This is a genomic window from Janthinobacterium sp. 1_2014MBL_MicDiv (assembly GCF_001865675.1).
Classification (GTDB): domain Bacteria; phylum Pseudomonadota; class Gammaproteobacteria; order Burkholderiales; family Burkholderiaceae_D; genus Janthinobacterium.
The window spans coordinates 2,820,937-2,834,515 of record NZ_CP011319.1; the positions used below are offsets into that span (position 1 = coordinate 2,820,937).

Annotated in this window: 15 protein-coding genes; 9 read left to right on the forward strand and 6 right to left on the reverse strand. The window is 64.5% G+C overall.

The window, feature by feature from the left end; all coding sequences use genetic code 11:
* Window positions 1–14 precede the first annotated feature (14 nt).
* On the forward strand, window positions 15–1,472 hold the full coding sequence (locus YQ44_RS12360) for an alpha/beta hydrolase (protein WP_083411798.1): 1,458 nt from the start codon (window positions 15–17) through the stop codon (window positions 1,470–1,472).
* A gap of 28 nt (window positions 1,473–1,500) precedes the next feature.
* Entirely contained in the window at window positions 1,501–2,547 is a 1,047-nt protein-coding gene (locus tag YQ44_RS12365) for an alpha/beta fold hydrolase (RefSeq protein ID WP_083411799.1), read from the forward strand.
* Window positions 2,548–2,630: 83 nt separating this feature from the next.
* Here YQ44_RS12365 and YQ44_RS12370 read toward each other — a convergent pair whose 3' ends face one another.
* Together YQ44_RS12370 and YQ44_RS12375 are read right to left on the reverse strand one after the other, a co-directional pair.
* Entirely contained in the window at window positions 2,631–4,121 is a 1,491-nt protein-coding gene (locus tag YQ44_RS12370) for an MFS transporter (RefSeq protein WP_269466324.1), read from the reverse strand.
* Between the two features lie 129 nt (window positions 4,122–4,250).
* Entirely contained in the window at window positions 4,251–4,835 is a 585-nt protein-coding gene (locus YQ44_RS12375) for a GNAT family N-acetyltransferase (RefSeq protein WP_071323639.1), read from the reverse strand.
* Between the two features lie 96 nt (window positions 4,836–4,931).
* Between YQ44_RS12375 and YQ44_RS12380 the strand changes: the two genes are divergently transcribed.
* Both YQ44_RS12380 and YQ44_RS12385 read left to right on the forward strand, forming a co-directional pair.
* Window positions 4,932–5,813 carry a LysR family transcriptional regulator gene (locus tag YQ44_RS12380; RefSeq protein ID WP_071323640.1) on the forward strand — a complete coding sequence of 294 codons (882 nt, stop codon included), beginning with the start codon at window positions 4,932–4,934 and terminating at the stop codon, window positions 5,811–5,813.
* Between the two features lie 95 nt (window positions 5,814–5,908).
* Window positions 5,909–6,367 (forward strand): hypothetical protein, encoded by a 459-nt coding sequence (locus YQ44_RS12385; protein WP_156894810.1) that lies wholly within the window; start codon window positions 5,909–5,911, stop codon window positions 6,365–6,367.
* 31 nt (window positions 6,368–6,398) lie between these two features.
* On the opposite strand, the gene YQ44_RS12390 is transcribed toward YQ44_RS12385, so the two are convergent.
* A complete protein-coding gene (locus YQ44_RS12390; protein WP_071323641.1) occupies window positions 6,399–7,454 on the reverse strand; it encodes an NAD(P)/FAD-dependent oxidoreductase in 1,056 nt (351 codons plus the stop codon).
* Window positions 7,455–7,848: 394 nt separating this feature from the next.
* On the opposite strand from YQ44_RS12390, the gene YQ44_RS12395 reads away from it, so the two are divergent.
* From YQ44_RS12395 to YQ44_RS12405, 3 genes are read left to right on the forward strand one after another with little or no spacing between them, the layout of a single operon-like run.
* A complete protein-coding gene (locus YQ44_RS12395; RefSeq protein WP_083411801.1) occupies window positions 7,849–8,349 on the forward strand; it encodes a MarR family winged helix-turn-helix transcriptional regulator in 501 nt (166 codons plus the stop codon).
* Window positions 8,350–8,382: 33 nt separating this feature from the next.
* Window positions 8,383–8,835 (forward strand): PaaI family thioesterase, encoded by a 453-nt coding sequence (locus tag YQ44_RS12400; protein WP_071323642.1) that lies wholly within the window; start codon window positions 8,383–8,385, stop codon window positions 8,833–8,835.
* Window positions 8,832–9,266: a GNAT family N-acetyltransferase gene (locus YQ44_RS12405; protein ID WP_071323643.1), complete on the forward strand. Its 435-nt coding sequence runs from the start codon at window positions 8,832–8,834 to the stop codon at window positions 9,264–9,266. The genes YQ44_RS12400 and YQ44_RS12405 overlap by 4 nt, the downstream gene beginning before the upstream one ends.
* A 171-nt stretch (window positions 9,267–9,437) precedes the next feature.
* On the opposite strand, the gene YQ44_RS12410 is transcribed toward YQ44_RS12405, so the two are convergent.
* Window positions 9,438–9,740 (reverse strand): HNH endonuclease, encoded by a 303-nt coding sequence (locus YQ44_RS12410; protein ID WP_071326449.1) that lies wholly within the window; start codon window positions 9,738–9,740, stop codon window positions 9,438–9,440.
* Window positions 9,741–9,959: 219 nt separating this feature from the next.
* Here YQ44_RS12410 and YQ44_RS12415 point away from each other — a divergent pair, with 219 nt between their 5' ends.
* The gene (locus YQ44_RS12415; protein WP_071323644.1) at window positions 9,960–10,409 is read left to right on the forward strand and encodes a VOC family protein; all 450 of its coding nucleotides are present in this window, start codon (window positions 9,960–9,962) and stop codon (window positions 10,407–10,409) included.
* A gap of 254 nt (window positions 10,410–10,663) precedes the next feature.
* On the opposite strand, the gene YQ44_RS12420 is transcribed toward YQ44_RS12415, so the two are convergent.
* A complete protein-coding gene (locus YQ44_RS12420; protein ID WP_232251269.1) occupies window positions 10,664–11,704 on the reverse strand; it encodes a site-specific integrase in 1,041 nt (346 codons plus the stop codon).
* 221 nt (window positions 11,705–11,925) lie between these two features.
* On the opposite strand from YQ44_RS12420, the gene YQ44_RS12425 reads away from it, so the two are divergent.
* Entirely contained in the window at window positions 11,926–12,951 is a 1,026-nt protein-coding gene (locus tag YQ44_RS12425; RefSeq protein WP_232251270.1) for a DNA-binding protein, read from the forward strand.
* A gap of 156 nt (window positions 12,952–13,107) precedes the next feature.
* Here YQ44_RS12425 and YQ44_RS12430 read toward each other — a convergent pair whose 3' ends face one another.
* Window positions 13,108–13,572: a GNAT family N-acetyltransferase gene (locus YQ44_RS12430; protein WP_083411802.1), complete on the reverse strand. Its 465-nt coding sequence runs from the start codon at window positions 13,570–13,572 to the stop codon at window positions 13,108–13,110.
* Window positions 13,573–13,579: the final 7 nt, after the last annotated feature.

A 13,579-nucleotide genomic window follows, 5' to 3' on the forward strand; every position in this document is an offset into this window, starting at 1 on the left:
CGTCAAAGTAGCCGATGACATTCCTGCCCCGCCTGACCCTGCTGGCCGCCGCGCTTGCCCCCCTGGTTGCCAGCACATCCCTGCACGCCGAACCCCTGTTCTTCACGCCCTGCTCCGACACGGCCGTCCCCGGCAGCCTGTGCTCGGGCTTGAACGTGCCCGGCAGCTATGACGAACAGGGCCGCGCCGTCGGCGACAACGATGCCATGCACGTATTCGTGCGCAAGATCGCCGCTGACGTGCCTGCCGGCCAAGCCGCCAGGGGCACGCTGTGGCTGGTGGCGGGCGGACCCGGCGAATCGGGCGCTTCGTTCTACAACTTGCTGCCCACCCTGCGCCGCGGCTTTCCCGGCTTTGAATTCCTGATCCCCGACCATCGCGGCACGGGCCATTCTTCGCGCCTGTGCAAGGTGGAAGAGTCCGAACGCAGTCCGGGCGGCCGCGCCCTGGCCGGCGCCGAATGGGCCAGCTGCTTTGCCGGCATCAAGCTGATGCCGGAGTACGCGCACCAGTTTTCCATCACCACGGCCGCGCGCGACCTGAAGGCCCTGCTCGAGGGCCAGCGCGCAGCCAAAGGCAGACAGCCGCCCGTGTATGTATACAGTGTGTCGTACGGCACGCAGCTGGTCTTGCGCGCCTTGCAGCTGGGACCATTGCCCGTCAACGGCGTCATCCTCGACTCGCTGGTGCCGCCGCAAACGGATGCGCGCTGGGACTTGAGCCAGCGCTCGCAGGTGGTTGATGCCGTGGGCAGGCAGGTGCTGGCCCGCTGCGATGCGGATCCCGCTTGCCACGCGGCACTGGGGGAGCCGGCCGAGACGCTGTACCGCCGCGTGCTGGACAAGGCGCAGGCCGATTCCGCCGTGCTGGCGCAGATTCCCGGCAAGAACCTGAAAAACTTTCTGGGTGGCATGCTCGACGTGCCGGCCGCGCGCGCCCGCATTCCCTATGTGCTGCGTGACCTCGACCAGGGCGGCGACGCGGAACTGGCGGCCGTGCGCGCCACCCTGAACGAGGCGGCGGCCAGCCTGGGCAGCTATCCGCAGTCGCCGCTGTCGATTCCGCTGGTGAGCATCATCAGCAATTCGGAAAACAATCTGCAACCCTCGCTGCGGCCCACCCTGGCAGCCGTCGACATCGACCGCGAAGACGCCGATTTGCTGTTTACCAGCCCGCTGCCGCGCATCCTGCTCGCTGGCGGCCTGCCCACCTATCCGCGCGACCGCTATTTCGGCGCCTTGCCGGAAAACATGCCGCCAACCCTGGTGCTGCACGGCACCCTGGATCCGAAGACGCCCTATGCGGGCGCGCAGGCGCAGGTGAGCGCCCTGACGCAGCGCAAGGCCGGCAAGGTGGCCTTGTCCTCGATCAGGAATGCGCCGCATTTCATCCTGTGGACGGCGCCCGCCTGCTTCGAGCAGGCGAGCCAGCGCTTTATCGCCGGCAAGCCGGCACACGATTGCACGTTGTAGTTCCCGTCCTCCCACTATAAAGGTCCCTATGCGCAAGAGTTGCCTGGCATTCCTGCTGTTTTCCTGCTTCAGCGTGGCGCAAGCCGCCGCCACTCCCGCTGCCGTGTGTGCCTCGCCCGCGCAGCCTGTGCGCGAGCAAGGCTATGTGCCGATCAATGGCATCGAGCAATGGATCACGATCACGGGCGCGCGCTGCGGCAATCCCGTGATCCTGTTCATCCATGGCGGCCCCGGCAACCCGCTGAGCCCGTTCGCGGACGCCATCTATGGCAGCTGGCAACAGGATTACACCCTGGTGCAGTGGGACCAGCGCGGCGCGGGCATGACCTATACGCAGCAGCGGCCGACGGAAGATACGCCCCTGAGCCTGGAGCAGATGCGCGACGACGGCATTGCCGTGGCCCGCTATCTGCAGCAGCACCTGGGCCAGCAAAAGGTCATCCTGATGGGCAGTTCCTGGGGCTCCATCCTCGGCACCTACATGGCCAAGGCGCGACCGGAGCTGTTCCATGCCTATGTCGGCACGGCGCAGGTGGTCGATGCGCAGCAGAACATGGCCGATATGTATGGCCGCGTCCTTGCGCTGGCGCAGGCGGCAAACGATACCCCGACGGTGGACAAACTGGCGGCACTGGGCCCGCCGCCGTGGCGCGATCCGCGCAATTTCGGCATCCTGCGCCGCTTCGACCGCAAGTACGAGGCGCTGGTGACGGATGCGCCGCCGAAACACTGGTGGCAGCCGGCCCCGTTCTACGCCACGCCGCAGGCGCTGGCCGACGCCGAGGCGGCCGACGATTATTCCTACATCCAGTTCATCGGCATGCGCGGCGACGGCATGTTTTCCAAGGTGGCCCTGCCCGCGCTGGGCACGCGTTTTGAGCTTCCCGTGTTCCTCGTGATGGGCGAGGAAGACTTGCTGACCTCCGCCCCGATTGCGCGCACGTATTTCGACAGCATCACGGCGCCGCACAAGAGTTTTACATTGGTGAAACGGGCCGGACACGACCCCAACCAGGCCGTGCTCGACGCCCAGTGGCGCATCTTGCGCGAGCAGGTGGCGCCGCTGCTGCGCTAAGCCTACTGCTAGTCTGGATGGCAACGGGCCCGCCGTTTGCGCGGCGGGCCGGTATGGATGGCGGTCGCTCCGACCCTGCCAGATCAAGCCATGGCGCGGGTGGCGCGACGCGCCTTCAGGTGCAGGTAGCGGATGGTCGCGGCGGCCGCGATCAGGATGGCCGAGGCCGTGGCCAGCACGACGATGAACGCCTTGTCGAAGGCCGAGCGGGCCAGTTCCGACACTTGCAGGCCCAGTTCGGCAGGCAATTGCTCGGCGGCCAGCAGTGCCGCATCGAGGGTGTCATGGGCGTTCGGCAGCAGGCCAGCGCTTTCCGGGATCACCAGGGTGGCGCTGTAGACGGCCGACAGGATGGTGCCCAGCACCGTCACGCCGATCACGGCGCCCAGCTCGTACGATACTTCCTCGATCGAGGCGGCCATGCCGGCCTGTTGCGGCGCCACGTTCAGCATCACGGCGCTCGAGGCGGCCGTCATCACGGCACCGAGGCCCAGGCCCAGGATCACCAGGCTGGCCACCTGGGCCGAAACGGCGGCGTCATGCAGCAGCAGATAGCTGGCCATGCCGATGCCGGACAGCAGCAGCGAACCCCACAAGACCTTGGCCTTGTCGGCGCGCGGCAGCATGAAACCCGTCAAGGGACCGGCGAATACGGACGCCAGCGGCAGCGGCAACAACAGCAAGCCCGCTTCCAGCGGCGACAGCTCGCGCACCAGCTGCATGTGCTGGCTCAGCGCCAGTTCCATGCCGATCAGGGCGGCGGACGCCACCATGGCGGCGGCCACGGCGCTCGAGAACGGCAGTTCGCGGAACAGGGCGAAGTCGATCAGCGGCTTGGACTGGCGCTTCTGGCGGCGCACGAACTTCAGCATGAAGAAGGCGCCCACGGCGAACGAGGCGGCGGCCAGCGCATACGACGGCTGCGACTTGCCCAGCTCCTTGATCGCATACACGCCACCAAGCAGACCCATCATGATTTGCAGGGAACCGACCAGGTCCCACGGCTTGTCGCGGTTACCGGCCCGTTTTGGCAGGATGACGGCGGCCAGCACCAGGGTCAGCACGACGATGGGCACGTTGATCAGGAAGACCGAACCCCACCAGAAATGCTCCATCAGGAAGCCGCCGAGCACGGGGCCGAATGCGGCGCCGCCCGAGGCGATGGCGGCCCACACGCCGATGGCGAACGAGCGCTCGCGGTTATCGGTAAACGTCAGGCGGATGATGGACAGGGTGGCCGGCATCATCAATGCGGCGCCGATGGCCAGCAGCACGCGGGCAAAGATCAGCCATTCGGCCGCCGGCGAAAACGCGGCGCTCAGCGAGGCGATGCCGAACACGGCCAGGCCGGCGAGGAAAACGGGTTTGTGGCCGAGGCGGTCACCAAGGGTGCCGAGGCCAGGCAACAGACCGGAGACGACCAGCGCGTACACGTTGATGATCCACAGTTTTTGCGAGGAAGTGGCCTGCAAGTCGCGCGTCAGCGCGGGCAAGGCGGTGTAGAGCACGGTCATGTCGACCACGATCAGGAACAGGGCGCTGGAGACGATGGCCAGCGTCAGCCATTTTTTCATTGAATGCATGGGTAACTCATTGCTTTATAGTTTAACTTTTAACAACTGTCTGTTTGGATGAATTTGGTGCTGCGCAAATATTTGCGTTCCAGGCTGCCACGGGCCTGGGCTGGTCGGGGGCGGCGGGCGTCAGCCACGGTCACCATCCTTGTCATCCACGGCGGCCGAAACCGCGACGGCATCGAGTTCGCGCAGCATGACGACGGACACCTGCTTGAAGCCGCGGCCCTGGAAGAATTTCTGCGCCGTCAGGTTGTGCGCGCCGCATTCGAGGAACAGGCGGGCGATGCCGTGGCTGCGCAGTTCGGTCGCCACCCATTCCACCAGCAGTCTGCCGATGCCGCTGCCGCGCACGGAGGGCAGCAAGACCAGGTCGTCGAGCGCGGCGAACGATTTCGAGGCGCGCTGGCGCGTGTCGATGGAGACGAGCGCCATGCCGACGATGGCCTCGCCTGCCGTGGCGACCGCCAGCAGCGTCGAATCGCCATGCTCCCAGTCATGCGACAGGGCGGCGCGGATTTCGCCGCGTATCACCTCGGGCAGGTCCGCGCGCCAGTTGCCGGGCGCATCGGCGCGCTCGCCCTGCAGCTCCGAATGGGAGATATAGTCGGCGCTGACGTTATCAAGGTAGAGCTTGCACAGCGCGTCTTCGGCGGTGGCGTCGTGACACCAGCTGAAGCTGATGGCTGGGGTACTGGCTTGAGCGTTTTTCATGGCGGATCTCGTGTTATTGAATGTAGAACACATTTTATGTCGCCCCTGAATGGCATTCAAGTTAAAATCCATCTGTAAAACAGATAGGTTAATGCCATGCAATGGACTTTGGAACAAATGCGCTACTTCGAAGCGGCCGTCGCGGCCGGCTCTTTCTCGGGCGCGGCACGCCGGCTGGGCCGCGCGCAATCGGTGGTCAGCACCTCGATCGGCTTGCTGGAAGCGGAATTCGGCGTGGAGCTGTTCGACCGCTCGCGCCGCAGCGCCGTGCTGACGGAAGCGGGCAAGGTGATGCACCTGGAAGCATGCGAACTGCTGCGCCAGGCCGAACGGCTGCAGCTGCGGGCCCAGTTGCTGAGTGCGGCGCCCGAAGCGCAGCTGACCCTGGCGCTGGACGAAGCCCTGCCCTACCTGGCCATCGGCACCCTGGTCAAGGAACTGGCGGCGCGCTATCCGGCGCTGGAGCTGGTGATGCTCAACGCCACGGCGTCCGAGGTGGCGCAATATGTGGAGCAGCAGCAGGCCGACGTGGCCTTCCACTTCGACCGCGGTCCCATCTCGCCCGTGCTGGAACAGCAGCACATCGGCAGCGTGGCGCAAGGCGTGTTCGTGGCAAAAGGCCACCCGATGGCGCACGGCCAGGAAGTAAGCCGCAACGAGCTGACCCGTTACCGCCAGCTGATCATGGATTCCGAGCTGAACCGCGAACACGCGTTCAGCCCCGCCGTCTGGTTTTCCGACAGTTTTTATAGCATCGCGGAAATGGTCGCGGACGAGCTGGGCTGGGCCATCCTGCCCCTGAACATCGCCAACTACGACAATTACAAGGGCTATTTGCAGGAAGTGCCCTGCCCCGCCCTGGCCCTGTCGCGCCTGCCAGTGCGGCGGCTCTCGATCCATGGGAAGAAGCTGAGTGAGACGAGCTTGTGGCTGACGACGCGGCTGGCGGAATTGCTGCTCGACGGGCCGAGGGGATGATATTTTTTGGCAATAATGACGGCGTGACGGAGGATGCGCCGCACATTGCCTGCTCCATTACCGATTCAATGACCTATTGATATGAAAGGATTTGCATGATTAGCAGCATGGTCGTCAGCAAGTGGTTCGACATGGCGAAAGACGATGCCGTGGAAATTGATGCTGCCGACATCAATCACGAAGCGATGAGCAATATGTGGCGCTTTTCGCCCACGGACGAGGAAACGCCGGAGATCACCGCGGCGGATATGCGCGCGTTCATCGGCCAGATGGTCGCGGCGCGCAGCAGCGCGCTCGCTGGCGAGGAGATGCTGTTCTATTGCTGGCACGATGCGCAATGCCGGCAGCTGCGCTTCAGCCTGGTCTCGCGCGCGCATGGCCGGCTGCCGTTTCGCTGCGAAGTGCGCGAAACGCAGGATCTGGCGCTGATCGTCGACCGCGTGGTGGACGGGGACTGGCGCAACGAAGACTATATGCAAGCCCCGCAGGAGGACGGCGACGCGCAAGAGCAAGCGCCGTTCATCCTGCCCGTATTTGTCGTGCCGGTGCCCTAGAAATCAGCGCGGCACAGGGTCTTTGCGTCATTTACGCCAGGAAACGCGCAGGCCGGCAAGCGCTCAACGCTGCCGCTGGCTGGCCATCGACGATTTCCTCGCTGACAAGTTGGCCCACGATCGCCGCCAGCACGACGCCCGGATGCATGGCGCACACATACACGCCGTCCACTTGCGGCAGGTAGCCGATGACGGGAATGCCGTCGGCGGGCATGGGACGCAGGCCGATGCAGGCCTGTTCCGGTTCGATCGCATCGGCGCCCGCCAGTTCATCGCGGATGGCGCCGGCCGTGCGCTGCGCCATGGCCGCGGGCTGGTTTTCCGGCGTGTCGTCCAGATAGTCTTCCGCCGCCAGCAAGCCGCCATCCGCGCCTTGCCGCACTTCCATGGCATGGCTGGAGATGATGCTGCGCACCAGCCCGGGCGGCGCCTTGTAGCGCATGAAGATGGCGGGCGAGGCGTGTATCGGCAGGTTCACGTTCAATTTTTCCGCCAGGCTGGCAGTGGCCGCGCCGGCCGCCAGCACCACCACATCGGCGGCGAGGAGGCCGCTGCCCGTTTCCACGCCCGTCACCCGCCCATCCCGGATGGTAAAACCCAGCACCGGCGTGTGCGTGCGGAGCGTCGCGCCATGGGATGCTGCCGCCGCCAGCAAGGCATGCGTGGCGGCCACCGCATCGAGGGCGCCATGCCCGGCTTCGTACACGGCCTGTGGCGGCGGCTTCTTCAGATGTGGTTCCAGCCGCGCAATCTGCGCGCTGTCCAGCAGCATGGACGAGGATGACGGTGCCCTGCCCTCGTCCGTGCCATACGACAAGGCGCCCGTCCAGCGCACTTCCAGGCCGGGCACCTGGGTTTCCAGGCGCCGGTAGGCGGCGATGGCCGCGCCGCGCAAGGCGGCAATCGGATCCGGTCCCGAATACGCGGTGTTAATCCAGGCAAATGAGGTACCCGTCACGCCCGAAGCGATGCCGCCCGCCTCGACGACCGTGACCTGCGCGCCCTTGCTGGACAGGTGATACGCGAGCGACGCCCCGACGATGCCGGCGCCAATGACGATGATATTTTTAGGGCCCTCATGACGCATATGCGCTTGCCTTTATTGATTGTTGGATGCTTTGCCGGGTACCGTCCCGAGCGCGGATTATAGCGTTGGCTGGTGGCAAGCTCGTTCGCTGAACACCTATAAATTGTCGCGGATCAATTCGCCACCGATGGCCAGGCCGATGGCGGCGCCGAACGATGGCGCTCCAGCGGGGCGAGGTCGCCGAAATGGACGCAACGGCCAGCTGGATACGGCGACGCGCGCTAATCGGGCAGGAAACTATGGGGCCGCCGTCCCAGCCGATGGCCACGACCTGGGGTCCCAGATAGCGCTCGATATGCATTCCATCTCTCTCAATGTGTGACACGATATTCTGCCCGCCTCGTGTTGACATATTTCGCTTGTTTTATTACGCATACGTAGTAGTATACTCCGCATGCGTACCAATATCCCCACCCCATCCGATAGCACCGAAAACGTCGATGCTGCTGCCTGCCCGCTGGGCGAGCGCTCGCCGCGCCTGTTCAACCTGCTCAACCTGGCGCGCCAGAACCTGTTTCGCTCGGCCGATGCCGTATTCACCAGCGAACTCGGTTACTCCGGCACGCAAGTGGTGGCCCTGTTCGCCCTGAAGGGCGAGGAAGGCTGCCAGCTGAAGGACCTGGGGCGGGCGCTGCAATTGAAAAACTCGGCCGTCACGGGGCTGGTGGCGCGCATGGAAGAAAACGGCCTCATCGTGCGCGGCCAGTCGGCGCTCGACGCCCGTGCCGGCACTTTGCACATGTCGCCCAAGGGTGGCGCCGTGCTGGCCGACGCCCTGCCCCTGCTCGACAGCCTGAATGAACAACTGAAAGCGGGTTTCAGCGAAGCGGAGCTTGCCATCGTCGCCCGCTTCCTGCTGCATGCCTCGCGCCTGCGTTTCGCGCAGGATATCTGAATTTCCATCCGTTACCACCCACAGGAGTCATCCATGCATCCGAACGACATGACAGGCTTGCAACTCATGCAGGCTTTCGCCCAGGGCCTGTTTCCCCGCCCCGGCATTTCCAAGACCATGCCCATGGACGCGCAAACGGTCGAGCACGGCCGCGTCATCTTCACGGCCACGGCAAATGACAACCACACCAACCCCATGGGCGGCGTGCACGGCGGTTTCGCCGCCACCGTGCTCGACACGGTCACGGGGTGCGCCACGCACACCGTCTTGCCGGCCGGCGAAAGCTACGGCACGACGGACCTGAACATCAAGATGTGCCGTCCCCTGCCCTTCAACGTGACGCTCTATGCCGAGGGCAAGGTCATCAATGCGGGCCGCAATCTGGTCATTTCCGAAGGCGCCATCCGCGACGAGGCCGGCAAACTCTATGCGCACGCGACGGCCACCTGCATGATCATCCGCCCCCGGGAGCAAGCCGCCACATGATACGGCCAGGCACCCTCGAGGAAGCCTGGCAGGTGCTGCAGGCGATCCCTGAATTCGACCAGCCGCGCACCGTGGCGCAGCTGCGGCAGCGGCTGCCCGCCGATGCGCTGATCCTCATCGCGGAGGAAGACACCGGGCCCGCCGGCTGCAAGCTGGCCTACCGCGCCGACGATGGCTCCCTATATAGCTGGCTCGGCGGCGTGCTGCCCGCGCATCGCAAGACGGGGCTGGCGCAGCGTCTGCTGGAATACCAGGAAGCGTGGGCCGGCGCGCATGGTTATCCGGCCGTGACGGTAAAATCGATGAACCGCTATCCCGCCATGCTGCGCTTGCTGATCCGCAACAGCTATCGGATATGCGCCGTCGAGCACTTTGGCGACCCTGCCAACGAGCGTATCCATTTCATCAAGCCGTTGTCCTGCAGTAGCTAGAACTCTTTTGATCCATAGGAATATGTTGGGGGCCTGGGTGTCTTGCCCGACGCCTGGGGTGCGGTCTCGTCGTTGCCTGATGCAGCGACGAGATCGGGTTTGACCTGTCTATCTCCCTGCCCTGCAGACACTGCTGCCGAGTTCCATTCACCGTCTCCCAGAGCGCGATGGTCAGCGCGGAAATTTATACCGTACCAGCAGCGTAGGTCCCTTGCCGCCAGGTGGCGTCAGCACTATCTCGTCACCCGGCCGCATCTCTTCATACATCACCGTGCAACAGGTCGGCATCGAATGGCCGCGCGCCGGATAAATGCCCACGTCGGTGTGCAGGGTCGCCGCGCGTACGTCCACGCTGGACTTGCCAGCCTTTTCTTCTTCTTGCAGCAGCTTGCGCAGTACGGTGACGAAGTCCCCTTTACTGAGTCTGGCAGGTGCCTGGTTTGCTTGCGGGCGAGCGGTGGCGTCGTTTTTCATGGCAGTTTCTTTCAGTGTATACATTTCCGCCACTATATCATTCGCCCCCAGCATCACGCCAACGAGATGCCAGCCCGGAGCGCCTAATGAGTCGCCACCAGCCGCTTCAGCGCGGCACCCGTCACTACTTCGTCGACCGTCGTCGTTCGCCTACATTATTCTCCGTGCCTTAAGATGTCAATTTGACGTCCAGTTTACCTTGCACACCCAGGAGGCAACATGACAGTTAAGCGTATGGACAACGTCGGCATCGTGGTAGAGGACATCGATGCCACCATTGAGTTCTTCACCGAACTTGGGCTCGTTCTCGAAGGGCGCGCCCCGGTTGAAGGAGACTGGGCAGATGGCGTCACCGGACTGCACGGCATGCGCGTCGAGATTGCCATGCTGCGGACGCCGGACGGTCACAGCCGTATCGAGTTATCGCGTTTCCTCGCACCGCCCGTGGTCGCCGATCACCGCAACGCGCCAGTGAACGCGCTCGGTTACCTGCGCGCCATGTTTACCGTCGAGGATATCGACGATACGCTCGCCCGGCTCGTCAAACGCGGCGCGAAGCCAGTCGGTGCAGTCGTCCAGTATGAAAACATGTATCGGCTCTGCTATATCCGCGGCCCAGAAGGAATCCTCATCGGGCTTGCCGAACAGCTCCTGCAGAAGCCGTCCTGAGGCCATTCCACAGGACGTTGAGCGCCAAAGGATAGGCACCCAAGCCGTTAGTGACGCAGGCCGGCGCGAACAGTCGGCTACTCGCCCTGTTCGCCGCCTGACTGATGCAATCATGGAACGTTGAACGATCCCCTGGGTGACTACGCCGATTTCGCAGACCGTGCATCCGCCATGAGCGAGGACCCGGTCTTCATCAAGCGCTCCCCAACGCCTTCCTCTGCCGGAGCTGCACCGCCAGGTTTTGCTGGACGTCCTCAAGCGGCCGGCTTCTTCTTCGCCTTCAACAAACTGCCGGCCGCATTTTCTTCGAAGCGCCCCGCCTCTTCTATATAGCCATGCACGGTGCCGTCGTGGCGCCAGCCGCCCTGGCGCTTGATGGCCTGGAAGTCGGCGCCGGCCCGGTGCGCGCTGGTGGCCATGCCGCGGCGCAGGCTGTGGCTCGACAGGTCCGGCACGTAATCGAGTCCCGCCAGCTTCGCGCAGCCTTCGAGTATCGTATTGATGCTGCCCGCGTGCAGCCCTTGCGCACTCACATGCCCCCATTGGTTGACGGGGCGCAAGAGCGGCCCCGTGCGGATGTGCGCGGCCGCCAGCCAGGCGCGCAAGGCCGTGGCCGGGCAGCAGATGCCGTCGCCAAACGGAATCGCCTTGACGATGCCCTCGCCCAATTGATCCGTCTTCGAGCGCGGCAAGGTGATCACCATGCCCTGCGGCTCCCAGCCGATATCTGCCAGCTGCAATCCCGCCAGTTCGCTGCGGCGAAAGCCGCCAAAAAATCCCAGTTGCAGCAAGGCGCTGTCACGCAAGGCCTTGATGCTGCCCAATGCCTGCAATTGCGCCACGATCCGCTCCAGGTCTTCCAGCGGCAAGGCCTTGGCCTTCTTTTTCGGCTTGCCGTGCAGGCGCGCGATGCCGGCCAGGGTCTTGCGCACGGTCGGCGTGGACGCGGGGTCGGCAAAGCCCTGGTACGCATGCCATTGCGACAGGGCCGTCAGGCGCAAGGCCAGGGTGCGGGCGTTCAGGCTGTCCGCATACGCCATCAGGTAGCGGATGACGGCGGACTCATCGGCGGGCAGCGCCCCGCCCCACACCTGGAAGTGGCGGATGGCCGAGCGGTAGCTGCGGCGCGTGTTGTCCGAGGTGGCGGCGGCGAGAAACGCCTGGTGGCGCGCGGCCAGCTCGGCATCGACCAGGCCGCCATGTGCCGGGGCCATGGCGGTGACAGCGAGCGCCAGGGGCGCCGGCGCGGTTTTCGGCAAGGCGGCACGGCGTTTCGGGAGGGGCAGATCGGGCATGGAAGGGCTGAAATCACGCTGTTGTACTGGAAGGACCACAGAATACCATGCGAAACACCCCCATAACATGCGATAAGCAATCTTATCGCGACTTATTTCTTATAAAAATTCGTAAAATTTATATCGTAATATTATTCGATATTACGTATCATGTAATACGTTACTAAATTTAGCTCATAGGTGATTTCATGGCCCGCACCGGCATTCTGTACTCTGATGTTATGAAAGCAGCCCAAATCGTCGCTGCCGATGGGCGCAATCCCACGGTCGACAACGTGCGCGAAGCGCTGGGCAGCACGGGCAGCAAGAGCACCATCGCTCCCCTGCTCAAGCGCTGGAAGGAAGAGTTCCAGGGTGCGGGCGCCGTGAAGACGGAATCCGGCTTGCCGGCCGAACTGATGGAAGCGATGCGCGGCGTGTATGACAAGCAGCAGCGCGACGTGGCGCAGCAGCTGGAAACGGGCATGCGGCAAAACCGCGCCGAACTCGACGCGGCCACGGAGAAATTAAAAAAGACGGAACACGAACGGCTGAAATTGACGGAGGCGCGCGCCGCCCTCACCCAGGAACTGCGCGCCACGCAGCACGCGCTGGCGCAACTGAAGGAAGAGCACCATTTCCGCGCCGTTACCCTGGCGACCCTGCATAGTGATAACGCGGGCTTGACGCAGCGCCTGGCAGACCGCAACGAAGATATCGCCGCCCTGCACCGCCAGCTGGCGCAGGTGCGTTCGCAGTTCGACCATTATCAGGAAGCGTCGGCCACGCAGCGCAGCGAGGAACGGGCCCAGGCACAGCAGCGCGAAAACCGGCTGGAGCAGGAAAACGCCCAGCTGCAGCAGCGCCTGCAAGGCCAGCAAGCCACCCTGGTGCAGCAAGACATGCGCCTGAGCCAGCTGCAGACGGAACAGGCCCGACTCGCCAGCGAGGCGGCCGCCGACCGCGAGGCGCTGGCCAGCGTGCGTCCCGAGCGCGACCAGTTCGAGTTCCAGTACCTGCAGGCGGCAGCGTCCGCCGACGCCCTGCTGGCCAAGCTCGATACGGCCCTGCAGGCGCTGAACGACGCCAGGGTGGCGCTGTCCGCACAGGACCGCCAGCTCGAGATGCTGGCGCAGAACGCGCAGGCGTCGCAGCAAAAGGCCGAGGCGCTGGCGCTGGAGCGCGACAGCTTGCTGCGCGAACATGCGGGCATGGCGGCGCAATTGGCGCAGATCTCGCTGCATGCGCGGGAGAAACGCGATATTTGAGCAGGTTTACAAGGTTTGGGCGATGTATGACGGCACGCGCACGGGCATCGCCAACTGCCGGGGCAAGCGCATTATTTCACCTGTCCGATGACGGACGACGGCGAAGACTATGCGCAGCAGACGCTCTTTGCCGAGATACGCTACAGGGCGTTTTCTTTATTCACCTTGCCGAGGCTGGCAGCGGATGCGTATCCACGCGCCGATGGCGTCCACGCCGCAGTCGCCGTGATCTTCCACCCAGCCGGCGCGCGCATAAAAGCGCCGCGCTCGCGTATTGGCCAGTTGCGTTTTCAGGCTCAGATGCGGGCCGAAGCGCGCCACCACGGCCGCCAGCCGCCGCGCGCCGACGCCTTGCCCGCCGTGCGCCGGATGCACGTACAGATGATGCAGGAAGTGCTCGGGAGCGTCGCCCGTGTGCACGGCGGCTAAGCCGACGACCTTGCCGCCGCATTCGGCGACAAGGATCTGCTCGTCCTGCGTGGCGCGCCGGAACACGCCGCTATCGGCCACCGGCCCGAAGCTGTCGCGCCCGGCCAGCGCCAGGATGGTGGCGCATGACGCCGTATCCACGCTGGCGCAGGGACGGATCAGGCACATGGCTGGCGCACCGCTTGCCGGCATGTCATTG

Excerpts from the sequence above, each read along its gene's own strand:
- YQ44_RS12405 (WP_071323643.1), top strand. The coding sequence starts at position 8,832 with ATGATACGGCCAGGCACCCTCGAGGAAGCCTGGCAGGTGCTGCAGGCG.
- YQ44_RS12410 (WP_071326449.1), bottom strand. The coding sequence starts at position 9,740 with ATGAAAAACGACGCCACCGCTCGCCCGCAAGCAAACCAGGCACCTGCC.
- YQ44_RS12370 (WP_269466324.1), bottom strand. The coding sequence starts at position 4,121 with ATGAAAAAATGGCTGACGCTGGCCATCGTCTCCAGCGCCCTGTTCCTG.
- YQ44_RS12390 (WP_071323641.1), bottom strand. The coding sequence starts at position 7,454 with ATGCGTCATGAGGGCCCTAAAAATATCATCGTCATTGGCGCCGGCATC.
- YQ44_RS12360 (WP_083411798.1), top strand. The coding sequence starts at position 15 with ATGACATTCCTGCCCCGCCTGACCCTGCTGGCCGCCGCGCTTGCCCCC.
- YQ44_RS12375 (WP_071323639.1), bottom strand. The coding sequence starts at position 4,835 with ATGAAAAACGCTCAAGCCAGTACCCCAGCCATCAGCTTCAGCTGGTGT.
- YQ44_RS12400 (WP_071323642.1), top strand. The coding sequence starts at position 8,383 with ATGCATCCGAACGACATGACAGGCTTGCAACTCATGCAGGCTTTCGCC.
- YQ44_RS12415 (WP_071323644.1), top strand. The coding sequence starts at position 9,960 with ATGACAGTTAAGCGTATGGACAACGTCGGCATCGTGGTAGAGGACATC.
- YQ44_RS12420 (WP_232251269.1), bottom strand. The coding sequence starts at position 11,704 with ATGCCCGATCTGCCCCTCCCGAAACGCCGTGCCGCCTTGCCGAAAACC.
- YQ44_RS12365 (WP_083411799.1), top strand. The coding sequence starts at position 1,501 with ATGCGCAAGAGTTGCCTGGCATTCCTGCTGTTTTCCTGCTTCAGCGTG.
- YQ44_RS12380 (WP_071323640.1), top strand. The coding sequence starts at position 4,932 with ATGCAATGGACTTTGGAACAAATGCGCTACTTCGAAGCGGCCGTCGCG.
- YQ44_RS12395 (WP_083411801.1), top strand. The coding sequence starts at position 7,849 with ATGCGTACCAATATCCCCACCCCATCCGATAGCACCGAAAACGTCGAT.
- YQ44_RS12385 (WP_156894810.1), top strand. The coding sequence starts at position 5,909 with ATGATTAGCAGCATGGTCGTCAGCAAGTGGTTCGACATGGCGAAAGAC.
- YQ44_RS12425 (WP_232251270.1), top strand. The coding sequence starts at position 11,926 with ATGAAAGCAGCCCAAATCGTCGCTGCCGATGGGCGCAATCCCACGGTC.
- YQ44_RS12430 (WP_083411802.1), bottom strand. The coding sequence starts at position 13,572 with ATGCCGGCAAGCGGTGCGCCAGCCATGTGCCTGATCCGTCCCTGCGCC.